The organism is Rhodococcus ruitaii (assembly GCF_055230935.1).
Genome location: NZ_JBUYWC010000002.1, coordinates 459,737 through 473,898 on the forward strand (window position 1 = coordinate 459,737; position 14,162 = coordinate 473,898).

Below are 14,162 nucleotides of genomic sequence, written 5' to 3' on the forward strand. Positions count from 1 at the left end.
CGGAGTGTCGATGCTTCTCTGGGTCTGATGCACGTGCCGGTGGTGAGCCTATGGACCTGTAACGTTCGGCGTGTCAGCGCTGATAGAGGACATGACCGGCTCATCGAAACGAGGAGTACACGTACGTGATTCGCAAGTTGATGGTAGTGGCCGCTGCAACCACGGCGATCGGATTCGCTGGCCCGGCGACTGCGACTGCCGCACCGCTCGAAGGGCCGTGGCCGATCGCCCCTTGTTCGGCCAACCCCTTCGCCCTGGACTGCCTGGTCGGGGCGCTCTCCGATTTTCTGAAGGTGGGATCGTCCGATTCCGGTTCGGCTGGTTCGCTTTCGGCCAGCTGACTTCGTTTTCGAGAGCAAGGGCGCCCGACCTCGTGCAGAGGCGGGCGCCCTCGCTTGTGATGCACGCACACGTGCATCAGCCGGGCGGCTACGAGAAAATTCTGAATCCCGACCACCCTGAGCAGATGGGTCTTCTCCGCCGCTTCGGTTTCTGGTTTCGTGGTGAGGACGATCAGTGGCTGCATCTGATCCTCGGTGAACAACGCCTGGCAATCGACCTCGATCTCGCCGATCTCCCGGATGCACGAGGGTTTTTGTACGACGAACCTGCGCCCCACCTTCTGGTGGCCCCACAGATCGGCGAACTCGGGGTTCGTGCGCTTGCAGCGTGCGCACGAGCTCTCCGGGGGGAGAGGCTTGCCCGAGCACCGCGACGGCGGAGCGCAAGTTCGCGACGAAGGCGCTGGGTGATGTCCGATTGGAGTCGCGTCGCCGAAGCGTCCGGGGGAGTGCGCCTCACCGTGACGGGATATCTCGCCGCGGCGGGAACGGCGATCGACGTCGACGATGACACCGCGGGGCGTGATCGCTGGATGGGTGCTCGACGAGACACACTGGCTCACCGATGCTGTTCGTCCCGACGGCGACGTCGTCGAGTGGGTGCTCGGCGACGACCGTGAGACCTGGCTGCAAAGACCGGTTCTCTCCGGGGGAGGTACCACAGTGAAGTGTCCCTCTCCCGCGAGAATGAAGGTCGCAGACCCGCACAGACTCGACCGGGCAGGGAGACTAACGGGTTCAGCGGGATCGGGCGAACGATCAGGTCGCAGGGGAGTTTGTAGTCGGAGATGTATTGAGAGTTGGGTTGCCTCGGTCACGGGCCGGACCGGCTGGGCGCAGCGGGGGGCTCCGTAACAACTTCGCCTCCGCTGCCCGCCAGGGTTTCGCTGAAACCCGAGTCAACTCGTGGTCAAATAACAGACAATAGATTTCGGAAACGAAACATCAAGGGGGAAAGGTAATTCAAGGTCAACTAGCTTCCCGCTCCAGTCTGGTATGCGGGAGGGTCGGCGTTTGCGGGATGCGTGATGATCGAAGCAGCCTTGGGAGTTCATGCGACGGACTACAAGAACGATGAGGCTCGCTCCGGACCGCCCGCATGTACCGACGACGACATGGGTCGTGTGGCGCTCGGAAGGCTACTTGCCATTGTGACGTTGACCCCCGCGCAGGCCGCGTTGCTCGTCACGGATGTCGTCGATCAACTCGAACTCGCACACGGCCGGGGCCGTCCTCCGATCCGATTCCGAGACGGCGACGTGATGGTGTCCGACACCGGACAGCTCACGATCCGGTCCACCGGCGATGCCGGGTCCTGGGACGAGGTGCACGATGTAGCGGCGCGTCTGCTTCACCGGATCGCGACGAACTGCCGCATTGAGGCACTTGCAGACCGAGTGGAGGTAGCGCTTGCGGAATCGTCGGATCTCGTCGGCTTGACGAGACGGGTTCGTTACGCTGCCGCAACCGAATTCGACGACGTCGAGACCGGACGGAAACGGTCCCAGATCGCCGCGCTCGTCACGGCGCTGAAGGGGCGCGCTCCCGGGGAGGACGCTGCGACAGAACGGGGGGACGCGCCCATTCCGGAGACGAGGCGGTCGCGCGCCCCGAACCGGCTGCATCGGCCCGTTGGGAAGGTGTGGCATCGCAAGAGGAGGCGGCTGTCGAGGCGCCGGGGGATATTCGCGTTGCTTGCCGTCCTGATACTCGTCGGGATCGTGTGGGCGGCTCCCACCGCGTGGTCGGAGCTGAACCGGAGTTGGCGCACTCTCCTCGACCCGGTGGAATCGTCGATGGACGATCGGATCAGTCCGGTCTCGCCGCCGGCCGAGCCGCAAACCGGACCCGGGCCCGTCGATACCGCTCTTCCGGGCGCTGCCGGCCCGATCACGCAGGTGGCCGCGACCTTCGCGAACGGCCCCTGCGAGGCAGGACGGTCGTGCACCGTGCGGGTCGATGTGGGACTAGACCCCGCAGCGAGCGTGGGCGCTGTGACCTGGAATCCGACCGTGTACGACCGATGTACGGGCGCGGCGCGGCCCGGTGGGGACGTCACGATTCCGGTGCCGCCGGGTGCGCGGGAGGCATACGGCATCGGCAGCGTCGACCTGCCGCCGGGATCGGCGCTTGCCGTCGCCGCGGTCACCACCGTCCCCGCCGCGACCGCGTCCGAACCGATGTACGTTCCCAGCGAGAACGCAACCTGCTCGCCCGGGGGCCCTCGTGACGGCGGATAGACGACCCTCCGATCCGTGGCTCGTCACGGCGGCCGTCGCGCTGGTCGCCCTCGGGATGCTCAACATGAGCGCGACGGGCATGTCGTCGCTCGCCGTGCGTCACGCCGTGCTCGCTGTTGTGGGGCTGGGAGCGATGTGGGCGGCCTCGCGCACGCGGATCGCTGCTCTGAGTCGTTTCGGGTGGGCGTCGTTCGCCGCCTCAGTGGTGCTGCTCGCCGCGGTGCCGTTGATCGGGATCGCGACGAAGGGCGCTCAGCGCTGGCTGAACCTCGGTGTGTTCACCCTCCAGCCCTCCGAGATCGCCAAGCTTGCTCTGGTTCTGGTGCCCGCCTCGATCCTGGCCGTCGGGTACACGTTCGGCAGGTTCGTTCAAGTCATGGCCGTGTCGGCGGTGCCGATCGTGTTGGTTGCGGTGCAGCCCGACCTGTCGACCGCCGTGGTGCTCGCGGCCACCGTGCTGCTCATGCTGATCCTGGCGCGGGTGCCGATGCGGACCCTGGGCCCACTGTTCGCGCTCGGGCTTGTCTCCCTACCGCTGGCCGTGCTGTTCCTACGCCCGTATCAGCTGGAGCGGATCCACGTGTTCCTGTCCAACGACGCCGACCCGCAGGGGTCGGGGTGGGCCGCCTGGCAGGCGGACATCGCGATGGGCAGCGCGGGTTGGTGGGGTCTCGGACGGGAACCGGACTACGACCTACGATCCCAGTACCTGCCCGAGTCGGAGCACGACCTGGCATTCGCAAGTCTGGTGTACGGGTGGGGTCTCGTTGCGGGCATAGCCGTCGTGGTCGCGGTCGTGATCATCGTGTGGCGATGCGTTCTCGCCGCCCGGCTCGCACGGACCCGGGAAGGGGCGCTCGTCGCTGCCGGCGTCGGCGGACTGTTCGGGATCCACACCGCGGTGTCCGTCGCCCAAAGCCTGTCGCTGCTGCCGCACACCGGCATGCCGATTCCGGTGTTCAGCTACGGGGGCACCGCCTCGATCATCGGGTTCGTGTCCATCGGCCTGGTGCTGGCGGTGCGCCGCGACGGTGTGACGCGGCCGCTGTGGGTGACCGAACCCCATCGGAGACGGTTGCCGCGAGTCGTGCCGGTGGGGGCGCTGACGTTGACGGCGTCGCTGGTTGCGATGTCGGTGTTCGCGTGGCAGTTGCAGAGCGACCAGGGCACGGAACTGCGCGCGACCAGCGACACACAGATGCTGCGCTGCATCCGCCTGCCCGCCGAGCGCGGTCACATCCTCGATCGGGCCGGCGTTCCGGTCGCGGCCAATGCCGACGAGTACACCGTCGCGGTGGTCGCGCGGATGTTTGCCGAGCGAGACCCGGCGGTGCGTGACGAACTCGCGGCTCTGCTCGGTATCACCCCGGAACAGCTGGGGGAGGAGCTCCGGGGCAGCGACGGAGAGCTGCAGGTGACGCTCGGACGGGTCGGACCCGAGCAGGCCCGGGCCATCGTGGACGCCCAGCTGCCCTGGGTGCTCGTCTACCCGACGGGCCGCAGACACTACCCACACGGCGAAGTGCTGGCGTCGGTCCTCGGATACGTCGGGATCGCGGACCAGCAGGACATGCAGGCCTGGCCGAATCTCGCCCTCGGATCACGAGTCGGCAAGGCCGGGCTGGAGAGGCAGTACGACGCGCTGTTGCGCGGCGTCGACGGCAGGCAGTGCATGTATGTCGACCCGTCCGGGCATCCCGTCGGTACAGGGGAGCGGGTGGATCCGATTCGGGGCCACGACCTGCGGCTCCACCTCGATCTCGGCATGCAACAAGCCGCGACCGATGCGCTCACCCAGGCCGTGCGCAGCAGCGGAGGCGACCTCGGCGCGGCGGTCGTGATGGACGCTCGAACCGGGGCAGTGCTGGCCCTGGCCAGCGTGCCCGGCTACGACAACAACGTCTACGGACCCCCGGTCGATCCGGTCGCACTAGCGGCACAGACCGACAGTGACGGACCGGGCCGCATGCTCAATCACGCCGTCCAGACGGCCGTACCTCCCGGCTCGACCTTCAAGATCGTGACCGCCTCGGCGAACGCGGCGTTCCACGTGCTGTCGCCGGACGTAGCCCTCGCCGGCGGGGCGGCCTACACCTACGGCGGCCACACGTTCGCGAACTGGCAACCGATGGGACCGAACAGCCTGCTCGGGGCGATCCAGTGGTCGGACAACGTGTACTTCTACCAACTCGCCGACCTTCTCGGGCCGGAGCGCATCGCGACCACGGCCACCGAACTCGGGGTGGGCTCACGCTCGGGGATCGATCTGCCCAGTGAATCCGAAGGCTTCCTCGGCACACCCGAGAACGTCGGGAGTATCGGCGGAACCTGGTACCCGGGATCGACGCTGCTGATGGGAATCGGTCAGGGCACCGTCACCGCCACGCCGCTGCAGGTGGCGCGCTGGACGTCGGGAATCGCCTCGGGCGCGACGGTGACCCCGCAGCTCGCGGCAGCATATGGGCCCGCGGGCACTGTGCCGGTTCCCACCGCTGAACCGCGTCAGTTGTCGTTTGCGGGCGAACTCGAACCCGTGCGAGCGGGGATGCGGGCGTCGGCGTCGGCCGGTACTGCGGGCCAACTCGCGAGTCTGCCGGTGCCGGCCGCCGCGAAGACCGGTACGGCGGAGGATCCGTCGGCGCCCGGAAAGGGCCTCAATGCCTGGTTCTCAGCGGTGGTACCTGCCGACGCGCCCGAGGTCGTGGTGACGGCATTGGTGCGCGGTGGCGGATTCGGGTCGGCGACGTCCGGTCCGGTCGTCAAGGGTCTGCTCGAGCGTTACCTCGCGCAGCTCCGGATACCGAACCCCTGAGTGGTCAGGCGGCGTATGCGGCGATCACCTCGCGCCGCACCATGCATGCGGTTGCGCCTTCGGCGACGCAGGTGAGTGGTTGCTCGGCCGTCTTCACCGGCAGGCCGAAAGCCTCTTCGAGCAGTTGCGGCACGCCGCGCAGCATCGACCCTCCGCCGATCGCCAGGATGCCTTCGGACATGACGTCGCTGATCGCGCGCGGTGGCAGGTCGTCCAGGCAGGTCGACAGCGTCTGCACAATGCTCGTCGTCGTGGGCCGGATGGCGTCCATGATCTCTTCGGTCTCCAACGTGACGAGACGCGCGCGCCCGGTCGCGGCGTCGCGGCCCTCCACGACGAGCGATCGTTCGTCGGCGGTGTCGGGCGCGCCCACCTTGGCGCGCTCGGCGGTGAGTTCGCCGACGACGATCTTGTGTTCCGCGCGCAGGTACCGGAGTATCGCGCTGGTCAGGTCGTCCCCGGCGATGCGGCAACTGCGGTGGGAGAGGATACCGCCGTAGCAGAGGGCGGTGACTTCCGAAGTGCCGCCGCCGATGTCGACGACGAGGTGCGCTCGCGGTTCGAGCGGGTCGATCCCGCAGCCCAGGGCACCCGCAACCGGTCCGGGTATCAACCCGACCTTTCGCAGTCCGGCCTCATGTCCGACTTCGAGCAGTGCGCGACGCTCGAGTGGCGTGGCGCTCACGGGGGCTGCGATGACGGCCGTCGGACGAATGCCGTAGCGGTGGCGCGGGGCGACCTTGGCGAGGACGGCCGTGACGTATGTCCGTGCGGTCTCCAGATCCACGATCACTCCGTCGCATATCGGACGGACCGGCGCGATCTCGGGCGGCGTGCGGTCGAGGAGATCGCTCGCGTCCCGTCCGGTCGCGAGTGCTCGGCGTCGTTCCGTCGTTCGGACCATCATCAGCGACGGCTCGTTCAGGACTATGCCCTCGTCGGGGATTCCGACGACGGTGTTGGCTGTTCCGAGATCGATTCCGAATCCGCGCACGTCGGGCCTCCGGGAAGATTCCAGCAGGGGTGTTTCAGATGATGTGTACAGAGGCGTTGGGGAAATGTGGTGTATCAAAGCTACCGCTGTCGATTCGCTTCAGAGCGATGTTTGCCGGAATGATATTTGCGCTGCTCTACGGGCGCTCGGGAGGTGACCGGGGCGTGACCTTCGCTCACGGCCCCGGTGGGCGGAGCATTGTCGTCACCGGCGTGAATTATATTGCCCTGCAATATGAACAAACCGTGTCCGGCGTCGTCAGCAACGCGATTGTGTGGTTGGTCAGCGACGCGGCGCGCTATATCACCGGCGTCCAATTGCCGGTCGATGCCGGCGCGGTGATCAAATAAGCACAGATCGCCGTCACTCGTCGGCGTGCTCGTCTGCGGTCGCAGCCAGTTGGGGTCGGTTGAGCGGTTACGCTGCTACCGGTGCGCGACAACTGCATCGGACTGCCCGCCCATACTCGTCGTCCGGGAGCCATCCGTACTCGTCGCACCTCCCGCACTTGTCCGGCATCACCGCAGGCACCGACAACCCCTGCCAGAGCGGTATCCACGCCTGCGCGAACCTCATGGGATCGCTGGGTCGATGCACCGTTTTCGCCGCCGCGACCAACGGCGCCACGCCGTGCACTTCGAGCAGCGCGTCGATCGCCGCTGCCGCGTCGGGTTTGAGATACGCGAACGTCGCAGTCAATCCGGCATGCCGACACGCTGCTGCGAGGCCGGCGATGTCGGAATTCAAAGGGACGTTCGAAGAACGTGATGGGCGGTTGGTTTCAGTCTTTGGTGGATCAGTACTGATAAGAACGCCTGGCTTGCCGTCGTCCGCGTCGCCGCGGGTCGGATTCTCAGGCCCCGGGGTGATGGCAGGTTCTTCGTAGATGGTTTGGACGGTGCACCACTGGCCGAGTTCGTTCTGAAATTTCTCGCGCACGAGGTAGCCGAGTTCGGCGAGTTCGCGTAGTGCCGAGCGGATGGCGTCGCGGCCTTCCTTCGGCGATTGCGCGGCGATCGAATCCGATCGGGTGCGCCAGTCGTCCGGCTTCGACAGGAGCCAGATCAGGACGCCGCGTGCACGGAAGGAGAGGCGGTCGTCGTTGACGACGGCGTTGCTGAGGATGGTGAAGTTGCTGGCCAGGCGCGGTCCACGGCGCACACCACCAGCCAAGGTATTCTTGGCCACGTTCGACTCCTTGTAAGTCGGACATCCGGCCCGTCGGGAGCTGCAACTCCTGGCGGGCCTTCTTGATTTGTGACGCCGCTCGGAGTGGCGACGATCTTGGAATCTTGGCACCGTTCGTGCAGGGAAGGCAAGTGTTTGGTCGAATATCGCTTGGGTGCAGGGTCTTACGAGGTGTGCTCGCGCGGGGTTGTAGCGATACTTGCAAGGTTCCTCGCCGATCAGCGGCTCGCGTCTAACTCGCGACGATGGTGTTCTGCCGCCTCCAGATGAGCCAGCGACCTTCTCGCCTCACGAAGATGTACAGCGCGTTCATTTCCGGAGGATTACCGTCGTCGGCGTCCCGCTTCGTCGACCACGCGTTCTTCCTGGCGACGATGACGTCGGGGGAGGGGGCGGCGACATCGCTCAGGTCGTAGTAGGCCGTCGACTCGTTCAGGTAGCCGGCTGCGAGCGCGTCCTCCGAAGCCTTCTGGATGGCTGCCCGTCCGGCGAGGACGGCACCTTGTGCATTCACAACAATCGCGTCGTCGGCGAGATGGGCGTTCATCAGTGAGGCGTCGTTGGTGTTGAAGCCCTCCTGTACGTCGCGGACGATCGCCTGGATCTGCTCGAGGTCGTGGGGGGCTGGAGTGGTTGATGTCATGTATGCGACGGTAGGACCTCGAGTGAACTCGAGGTCAAGGGATGGCTGGAATGATCCGTGCCTTCCGATCGACAGACTGAGCCGACGGAGATCTGGAGGAGCGCGGAGGGTTATGACCGACACGAAGAACACATCGAGGACAGGCCGGTGCGTGGGCTATCTGATTGCGATCGTCGTCAACGCAGTGCTCCTGTATGCGATCAACGTCTGGCCGAGTTGGGAGGCCGTACCGTTTCTCACCGACGACACCACACAGGTACTGGGCTGGGTCAACGGGTCGATCGTGGCGGGTGTCGTCGCCAACGCCATCTACCTCGTGGCGGACCCTCCGCGGCTCAGGTCTCTCGGTGAAGTGGTGACGAGTGCGATCGGACTGTATGCGCTCGCCCGGATCTGGCAGGTGTTTCCGTTCGACTTCGGCGCGGAGGACGCCGTGCCGTGGACGACGATAGCCTGTGTTGGCCTGATCGTCGGGATGGTGGGCACGGCAATCGCCATTGTGGTGTCTCTTGTGCAGTTTGTGAGAGGCAGTAGGCGCTGAATCCGACGGGTACTTCTGTGTGCATTCGATGGGTACAAAGCCCCTAATTTATCCGCCGAATGACCCAGCTGCTGATGCCGAAAGCATCGCCGTGACCGGATCGATGCTGACTCTGCTGCTCGGCAAATTACCACAGGCTCCGCACAGAAACCGTCTCTACCAGGCACGGAGCAGTCGACTAGACCGCACGAACGCTGCCAGCGAAAATGTGCACAAGCGTACCGAAACCGCCCCTCACCTGCACAAACCAGGATTTCTCCGGGTCTGGTCCAGGCGGCGACTGTGATGTAGAACTATTTCGGGGGGCGACGGATCGTGATCATTCTTACGCGCAACCGTTGCCGATGGGCACCGCCACACTCACAGCTCCCGGGGGGCCGGGTCAGGTTCGATCCGGCTGGGATTTCGGAAAGGCCGACAATTTGCTGCTGCCGATGTCACCGACCAACTCGATGTTCCCGTTCGGCGAACAGTGCTGCCTCGACGAGGGATTCGGGGTCCTGTAATGCGCGACTCGTGGAGGGACGTCCACACGAACCGCCCCGAACCGACGGATTCTCGGTTCCGGTCGCACACGGTCATCGCGCTCGGCTCCGGCGTCCCGGCCGGCGCGCCGGCATTGGTACTGACCGGTTCACTCGCGCTGTGTGCGCTCGTGGCGGTACTCACCGTCGTCTGTGTCGGTCTTGCCGCGCTCATGATCTGACAGGTACGCGGCACGCCTGCCGTAGATCGACCGAAACCTGCTCGAATACAGAGGAGTTCATGTATGAATGCACCGCGGACGCCCGGATCTTTCCAACGCATGTCGCTCGGTGGCTCGATGAGCACCACGGAGATCAAGGCCCGCATCGAGGCCATGTATGCACACGACGACCCGCCACAGCATCCAGGCCGGCCGCCGCGCAAGGACGCGACTTCGAGGTGAGGCGCGAACGCGGCGTGACGAATCTCGCCCGCGTGCCGACGTACTGACCACCGGACTCGTCGGGACCGTAGCGCCGCTGGGGGCGCTACGGTCCCGACGTCATGACCCGCGCCGACGCTCCTTCCGCCTCGGCTCCCGCGCCTTGCGGACCGGGCGAACACGACCACTGATCCTCCCCGTCGATCAGAGGCTGCAGCGGGAGTGTTCCGGTGGAGATGTCAGATCGATGAGATAGTCGGCGACGATGGCGTCGACACAGTCGTTTGTGCCGTCGAAGGCAATGGTGTGCTGCTCGCCGTCGACGGTCAGCAGGCTACCGCCGAGAGTATCGGCCAGGCTCACCCCCGCCTCGTAGGGAGTGGCCGGGTCGCCGGTGATGGAGATCGTCAGTGTATCGGGCAGTCCGTCGATGTCGGTGGCATACGGATAGCTCAATGTCGGTTCCGCAGGCCATGATTCGCAGGGGTTTCGCGCTCCTTCAGGGCCGAGTCCGGCGTCGGTGAACGGTGCGACCTCCTGGATGCGGCGCTTGAGGTCGACTTCTTGTTCCGGAGTGGTGCGTTGTTCGTCCATGCAGTTGATCGCGAAATTCGCTTCGGGAAGGTTCGGGTACACACCGTCCTCGCTCCGGCCGCCGAACGCATCGGTGATGCGCAGCAGCGTCTCGGGAGCGCCGGAGCGTAATTCGGCGATCCCCTTGGTGATGGCCGGCCAGACCCGCGAATCGTACAGCCCGGCAATCACAGCGCTGTAGGCGGCATCGAAATCCATCCGGCGCCCGTCGGTTGTGATGATCGGGTCATCGATCAGTGGGCGGGTGATGCTGTGGAACACTTCGACGGCTTTGCTTGGGTCGGTGCCCAGCGGGCAGTCCGGCGACTTGGCGCACTCGGCTGCCATACCGTCGAAAGACCTTTGAAATGCAGCGAATTGGGTGATGCGACGTTCGGCGGTTCCCAGGTGCGGATCGGCGGCACCGTCGAGGACCATCGCCCTCACGTGGGCGGGGAACATCTCGGCATAGACGGCGCCGAGTCGCGTGCCGTAGCTGCGGCCGAGGTAGGTGAGCTTGTCGTCGCCGAGCGCGGCGCGTAGGACGTCCATGTCGCGTGCTGCGTCGCGGGTCCCGACGGCGGCGAGTACCTCGTCACCACCGGACCGCTGCGAGCATTGCTCTACAAGCGCGCGCGTGTCGTTCTCGGTCCACGACCCGGAGCCGGTGAGCACGGTCGTCACGGCTTCGCCTGCATCGGTTTCGGCGTCGGTGAAACAGTCGATGGCCGGTGTGGAGGCTCCGACACCGCGGGGATCGAAGCCGATGAGGTCGAAGTGCGCGGTGAGCGGGCTCTCTGTCAGAGTGGCGGCACCGAGCGCGGCCATGGTCATGCCCGATCCGCCGGGGCCACCCGGGTTGAGCACCAGCGACCCGACCGGTTCACCCTTGGCAGGTGCTTTGAGCAGCGCGATCTGGGCAGTTTCTCCACCCGGATCGTCGTAGTCGAGCGGCACTTCCAGGCGAGCGCAGCGTAAGCCGGGGTCGCTGGTGAACGCCGCCTGGTCGGCAGCCGTCGTGGCGTAACCATCGCATGCGCCGAACGCCAGTTCCTGGTCGTAGAAGCGTTGCAGTTCCGCCGAGGGGTCCGGTTCGGGTGGCTGCGCGTCCGGTGTTGTCGGCTCGGAACTGCATGCGCCGAGGGCAAGGAGCGTCGAGGCCGCAAGGGCGAGCACAGTCATGCGTGGTGGCGATGAGGGCACGCGTCGGTATCGAGGTCTGAACATGGAAAACGAGCTCCGATCGGGGATAGGACTTGTCAGTCGTCGTCGCTGTCGTCTGTATGACGGGCCAGTGCCACCGCGCGCAGTACGTCGAGTTGGGCGGGGTTGTAAAGTTCGGTCATCACTTTTCCGACGGTGTGCGGATCCTGTGTGGTTACGCTGTCGAAGGCGGCGGGATACTTCTCGGTCAGGGTGTCGACTTCGGGGATCATTCGTCGGGCCAGGTCTGCTCTTGCCTGGGCGTCGGCGTCGGCGGGCAGGGCGTCGAAGTCTGCGGTGGTCTGTGTGGCGGGGCTGCGCAACAGTTCGCCGTACGCATCGAGGTCGGAGGGGCTGAGCACCCTGGTCAAGTACGTCAGGAAGGATCGGTCGGCATCCGAGAGGTCGCCGACGTTGCCGGCGAGGGCCAATTCTGGCGGAAGGTCGGGCCTCGCGGAATGTCGCAGGATGAGCCCCAATTCCATCCGCGCACGCTGTAGCCGTTCGATGGTGGCCGCCAGCTCGGCGTCCAATGCCTGTAACGAGTGCACCGGATGCGTGATGTCCTCACCCATCTCGGCGACCTGTGCGAGCGAGAACCCGAGCGCGGTGAGACGTTTGATCTGCAATACCCGAACGAGATGTGCGACGCCGTATTGCTTGTAGCCGTTGGACGCCCGCGGCGGCTGATCGAGGATACCGATGTCGTGATAGTGCCGCACCGCCTTCACTGTCGTGCCCGCGAGTTCGGAGAGTTCGCGAGTGCTCCAGCCCATGCCGTCTCCTCTTCGTCGAGATTCCGTCATCGCCTCCCACCGAGATGTTCGGCGAAGTGACGTTCGACCGCACGGTAGAGCCGGTGTTGGTTCTCCGGGTTCGCGAAGCCATGCCCTTCGTCGTCGGCGAGGAGGTATTCGACAGGGACACCGCGGTCTCGCAGGGATCGAACGATGTTGTCGGATTCGGCTTGCACGACGCGGGCGTCGTTGGCGCCCTGCGCCACCAGCAGCGGAGTGCGGATCTTCTCGACCATGGTGATCGGCGATCGCGCGGCCATGTCTGCTTCGTGGGCGGGATCGTCGGGGTTGCCGGCATAGCGGTACCAATTGTTGGTGAAGTGCGCACGTGCGAACGGGGGCATCGACCGCAGGAAATTCGTCAGATCGGAGATACCCACATAGTCGACTGCCGCGGCGAAATGGTCGGGGGTGACCGTGACGCCGACGAGCGCCGCATAGCCGCCGTAGGAGCCGCCGAAGATGCCGAGTCGGTTCGGGTCGGCATATCCCTGGGCGACGGCCCAGTTGGTGGCATCGATGAGATCGTCGTGCATCGCGCCCGCGAATTCGCCGATAGCGCTGGTGATGTGCCGGCGCCCGTAGCCCGTCGAACCCCGGAAGTTCACTTGCAGTACCGCATAGCCGCGGTTGGCCAGTAGCTGCGCTTCGGGACTGTAGCCCCAGGTGTCATGGGCCCAGGGACCGCCGTGGACCAGCAGGACCAGCGGCAGGTGCCGTGGCTCGATCCCGACGGGGAGGGTGAGGAAGGCGTGGAGGGGCAATCCGTCTCGGGCCGGGAATTCGACGGCGTGCATCGGGGCCAATGCCGCCGGGTCCAGGTGCGGATACGGCCGGAACAACTCCCGGCTCTCCCCGGTGCTGTGATCGTAGAACCAGGTCACCGCCGGGTCGCGGTCGTGGACGAACGTGGCGATCCATCGTTGCTCCGACTCGTCCGAGGACAGTGTTCCGAGCACTCCGTCGGAGAGCGTGTCCAGCCGGGCGAAGACCTCGGCGAAGTGTGGATCGATGATCTCGATTCTGGGCCTGTCCCCGACGAACCGGGCGGCGATCACCTCGCCGGTGCGGCGGCTGGTGAAGGCGGTCGGTGGCAGTAGTCCGGGGGCGTGGACGCCCACAGTGCACAGGTCGTGCCCCTCCACGGCGCAGACCACTGTTTCCTCACCGGTGTCATGGGCGATGCGGACCAGTCGCAGGTCGTCGGAGTCCTGGTAGCTGCCGACCAGGAGTCCGTTGCCGTCGGGTGTGACGATCTGCGGGTAGACGCCGAGTGGATGCTCGGCGCCGCCCAGACGATGCAGGAGGCGTCGGTTGCCGGTTTCCCGGTCCACCGCGAAGATCTCGAGGGTGCCGTCTTCGGTCTCGATCGTTTCGAAAGCTGCGTATCCCTCGCGGTCGAGCAGTGTGCTGACGGTCGGTTCGGTTTGTTCGAGGTGCACGATCGTCTCGCCTGTGGCGACATCGACCCGGTAGGTGTCGATGAACATCGGTCGTTGGTTCATCCACACCAGCACGCTGCCGGGCGACGAGGGCAACGGTTCGACACCGAACACCCGTGATCCCGGTGGCAGCGGCGTCAGATCGACGGCGGGTGTGTCCGGGGCGTCCGGGTCCACCCGGTTCAGATGCCAGTCTTCGTTTCCGTCGGTGTCCTGCAGGTAGAGCAGCCAGCGGGAGTCGGCGGTCCAGTGGAAGGTCGAGATCCCGCGCCTGCTGTCGTGCGTGACGCAGACCGCGTCGTCGTGATCTTGGTGAATGTCGCGCACCCACACATTGCGTCGCCCGTGATGCGGTGCCAGGTAGGCCAGCCTGCTTCCGTCCGGCGAGAGCGATGCGGCGGCGAATTCCGGGTCGGCGAAGAAGTCCTCGACGTCGATCAATCCGGGCAAGGAATCGCCGGTCATCGGGGTGGGCATTTCG

13 protein-coding genes and 1 pseudogene are annotated in these 14,162 nt (G+C 65.8%); 7 read left to right on the forward strand and 7 right to left on the reverse strand.

Features of this window, described 5'->3' with window-relative positions; genetic code table 11:
* Positions 1-100: 100 nt before the first annotated feature.
* On the reverse strand, positions 101-1,159 hold the full coding sequence (locus ACZI8W_RS03030) for an MmyB family transcriptional regulator (protein ID WP_463366989.1): 1,059 nt from the start codon (positions 1,157-1,159) through the stop codon (positions 101-103).
* A gap of 210 nt (positions 1,160-1,369) precedes the next feature.
* Here ACZI8W_RS03030 and ACZI8W_RS03035 point away from each other — a divergent pair, with 210 nt between their 5' ends.
* Both ACZI8W_RS03035 and ACZI8W_RS03040 read left to right on the forward strand, forming a co-directional pair.
* A complete protein-coding gene (locus tag ACZI8W_RS03035) occupies positions 1,370-2,581 on the forward strand; it encodes a hypothetical protein (RefSeq protein ID WP_463366990.1) in 1,212 nt (403 codons plus the stop codon).
* Complete coding sequence (locus tag ACZI8W_RS03040; protein ID WP_463366991.1) at positions 2,568-5,393, forward strand: FtsW/RodA/SpoVE family cell cycle protein; 2,826 nt, start codon at positions 2,568-2,570, stop codon at positions 5,391-5,393. Before ACZI8W_RS03035 ends, ACZI8W_RS03040 begins: the two co-directional genes overlap by 14 nt.
* 4 nt (positions 5,394-5,397) lie before the next feature.
* On the opposite strand, the gene mreB is transcribed toward ACZI8W_RS03040, so the two are convergent.
* Positions 5,398-6,387, reverse strand: coding sequence for a rod shape-determining protein (gene mreB, locus ACZI8W_RS03045; RefSeq protein ID WP_463366992.1), 990 nt, complete (start codon positions 6,385-6,387; stop codon positions 5,398-5,400).
* Positions 6,388-6,644: 257 nt separating this feature from the next.
* On the opposite strand from mreB, the pseudogene ACZI8W_RS03050 reads away from it, so the two are divergent.
* Positions 6,645-6,737: pseudogene (locus ACZI8W_RS03050) on the forward strand (SDR family mycofactocin-dependent oxidoreductase); the annotation flags it as partial.
* Between the two features lie 67 nt (positions 6,738-6,804).
* On the opposite strand, the gene ACZI8W_RS03055 reads toward ACZI8W_RS03050, so the two are convergent.
* Positions 6,805-7,575: a helix-turn-helix domain-containing protein gene (locus tag ACZI8W_RS03055; protein ID WP_463366993.1), complete on the reverse strand. Its 771-nt coding sequence runs from the start codon at positions 7,573-7,575 to the stop codon at positions 6,805-6,807.
* Positions 7,576-7,807: 232 nt separating this feature from the next.
* Positions 7,808-8,218, reverse strand: coding sequence for a YybH family protein (locus ACZI8W_RS03060; protein WP_463366994.1), 411 nt, complete (start codon positions 8,216-8,218; stop codon positions 7,808-7,810).
* Positions 8,219-8,330: 112 nt separating this feature from the next.
* Between ACZI8W_RS03060 and ACZI8W_RS03065 the strand changes: the two genes are divergently transcribed.
* The 4 genes from ACZI8W_RS03065 to ACZI8W_RS03080 all read left to right on the forward strand — a co-directional run bounded on the left by ACZI8W_RS03065 (position 8,331) and on the right by ACZI8W_RS03080 (position 9,687).
* Positions 8,331-8,759 carry a hypothetical protein gene (locus ACZI8W_RS03065; protein WP_463366995.1) on the forward strand — a complete coding sequence of 143 codons (429 nt, stop codon included), beginning with the start codon at positions 8,331-8,333 and terminating at the stop codon, positions 8,757-8,759.
* A gap of 344 nt (positions 8,760-9,103) precedes the next feature.
* Positions 9,104-9,265, forward strand: coding sequence for a hypothetical protein (locus ACZI8W_RS03070; RefSeq protein ID WP_463366996.1), 162 nt, complete (start codon positions 9,104-9,106; stop codon positions 9,263-9,265).
* On the forward strand, positions 9,265-9,465 hold the full coding sequence (locus tag ACZI8W_RS03075) for a hypothetical protein (RefSeq protein WP_463366997.1): 201 nt from the start codon (positions 9,265-9,267) through the stop codon (positions 9,463-9,465). The genes ACZI8W_RS03070 and ACZI8W_RS03075 overlap by 1 nt, the downstream gene beginning before the upstream one ends.
* Positions 9,466-9,528: 63 nt before the next feature.
* Positions 9,529-9,687 (forward strand): hypothetical protein, encoded by a 159-nt coding sequence (locus tag ACZI8W_RS03080; protein WP_463366998.1) that lies wholly within the window; start codon positions 9,529-9,531, stop codon positions 9,685-9,687.
* Positions 9,688-9,870: 183 nt separating this feature from the next.
* Here the strand turns inward: ACZI8W_RS03080 and ACZI8W_RS03085 are convergent, their stop codons facing one another.
* From ACZI8W_RS03085 to ACZI8W_RS03095, 3 genes are all read right to left on the reverse strand, one after another.
* Positions 9,871-11,421 carry an alpha/beta hydrolase gene (locus tag ACZI8W_RS03085; RefSeq protein WP_463366999.1) on the reverse strand — a complete coding sequence of 517 codons (1,551 nt, stop codon included), beginning with the start codon at positions 11,419-11,421 and terminating at the stop codon, positions 9,871-9,873.
* A gap of 77 nt (positions 11,422-11,498) precedes the next feature.
* Complete coding sequence (locus tag ACZI8W_RS03090; RefSeq protein WP_463367000.1) at positions 11,499-12,218, reverse strand: MerR family transcriptional regulator; 720 nt, start codon at positions 12,216-12,218, stop codon at positions 11,499-11,501.
* A 26-nt stretch (positions 12,219-12,244) separates the two neighbouring features.
* The gene (locus ACZI8W_RS03095) at positions 12,245-14,158 is read right to left on the reverse strand and encodes a S9 family peptidase (RefSeq protein ID WP_463367001.1); all 1,914 of its coding nucleotides are present in this window, start codon (positions 14,156-14,158) and stop codon (positions 12,245-12,247) included.
* Positions 14,159-14,162 lie beyond the last annotated feature (4 nt).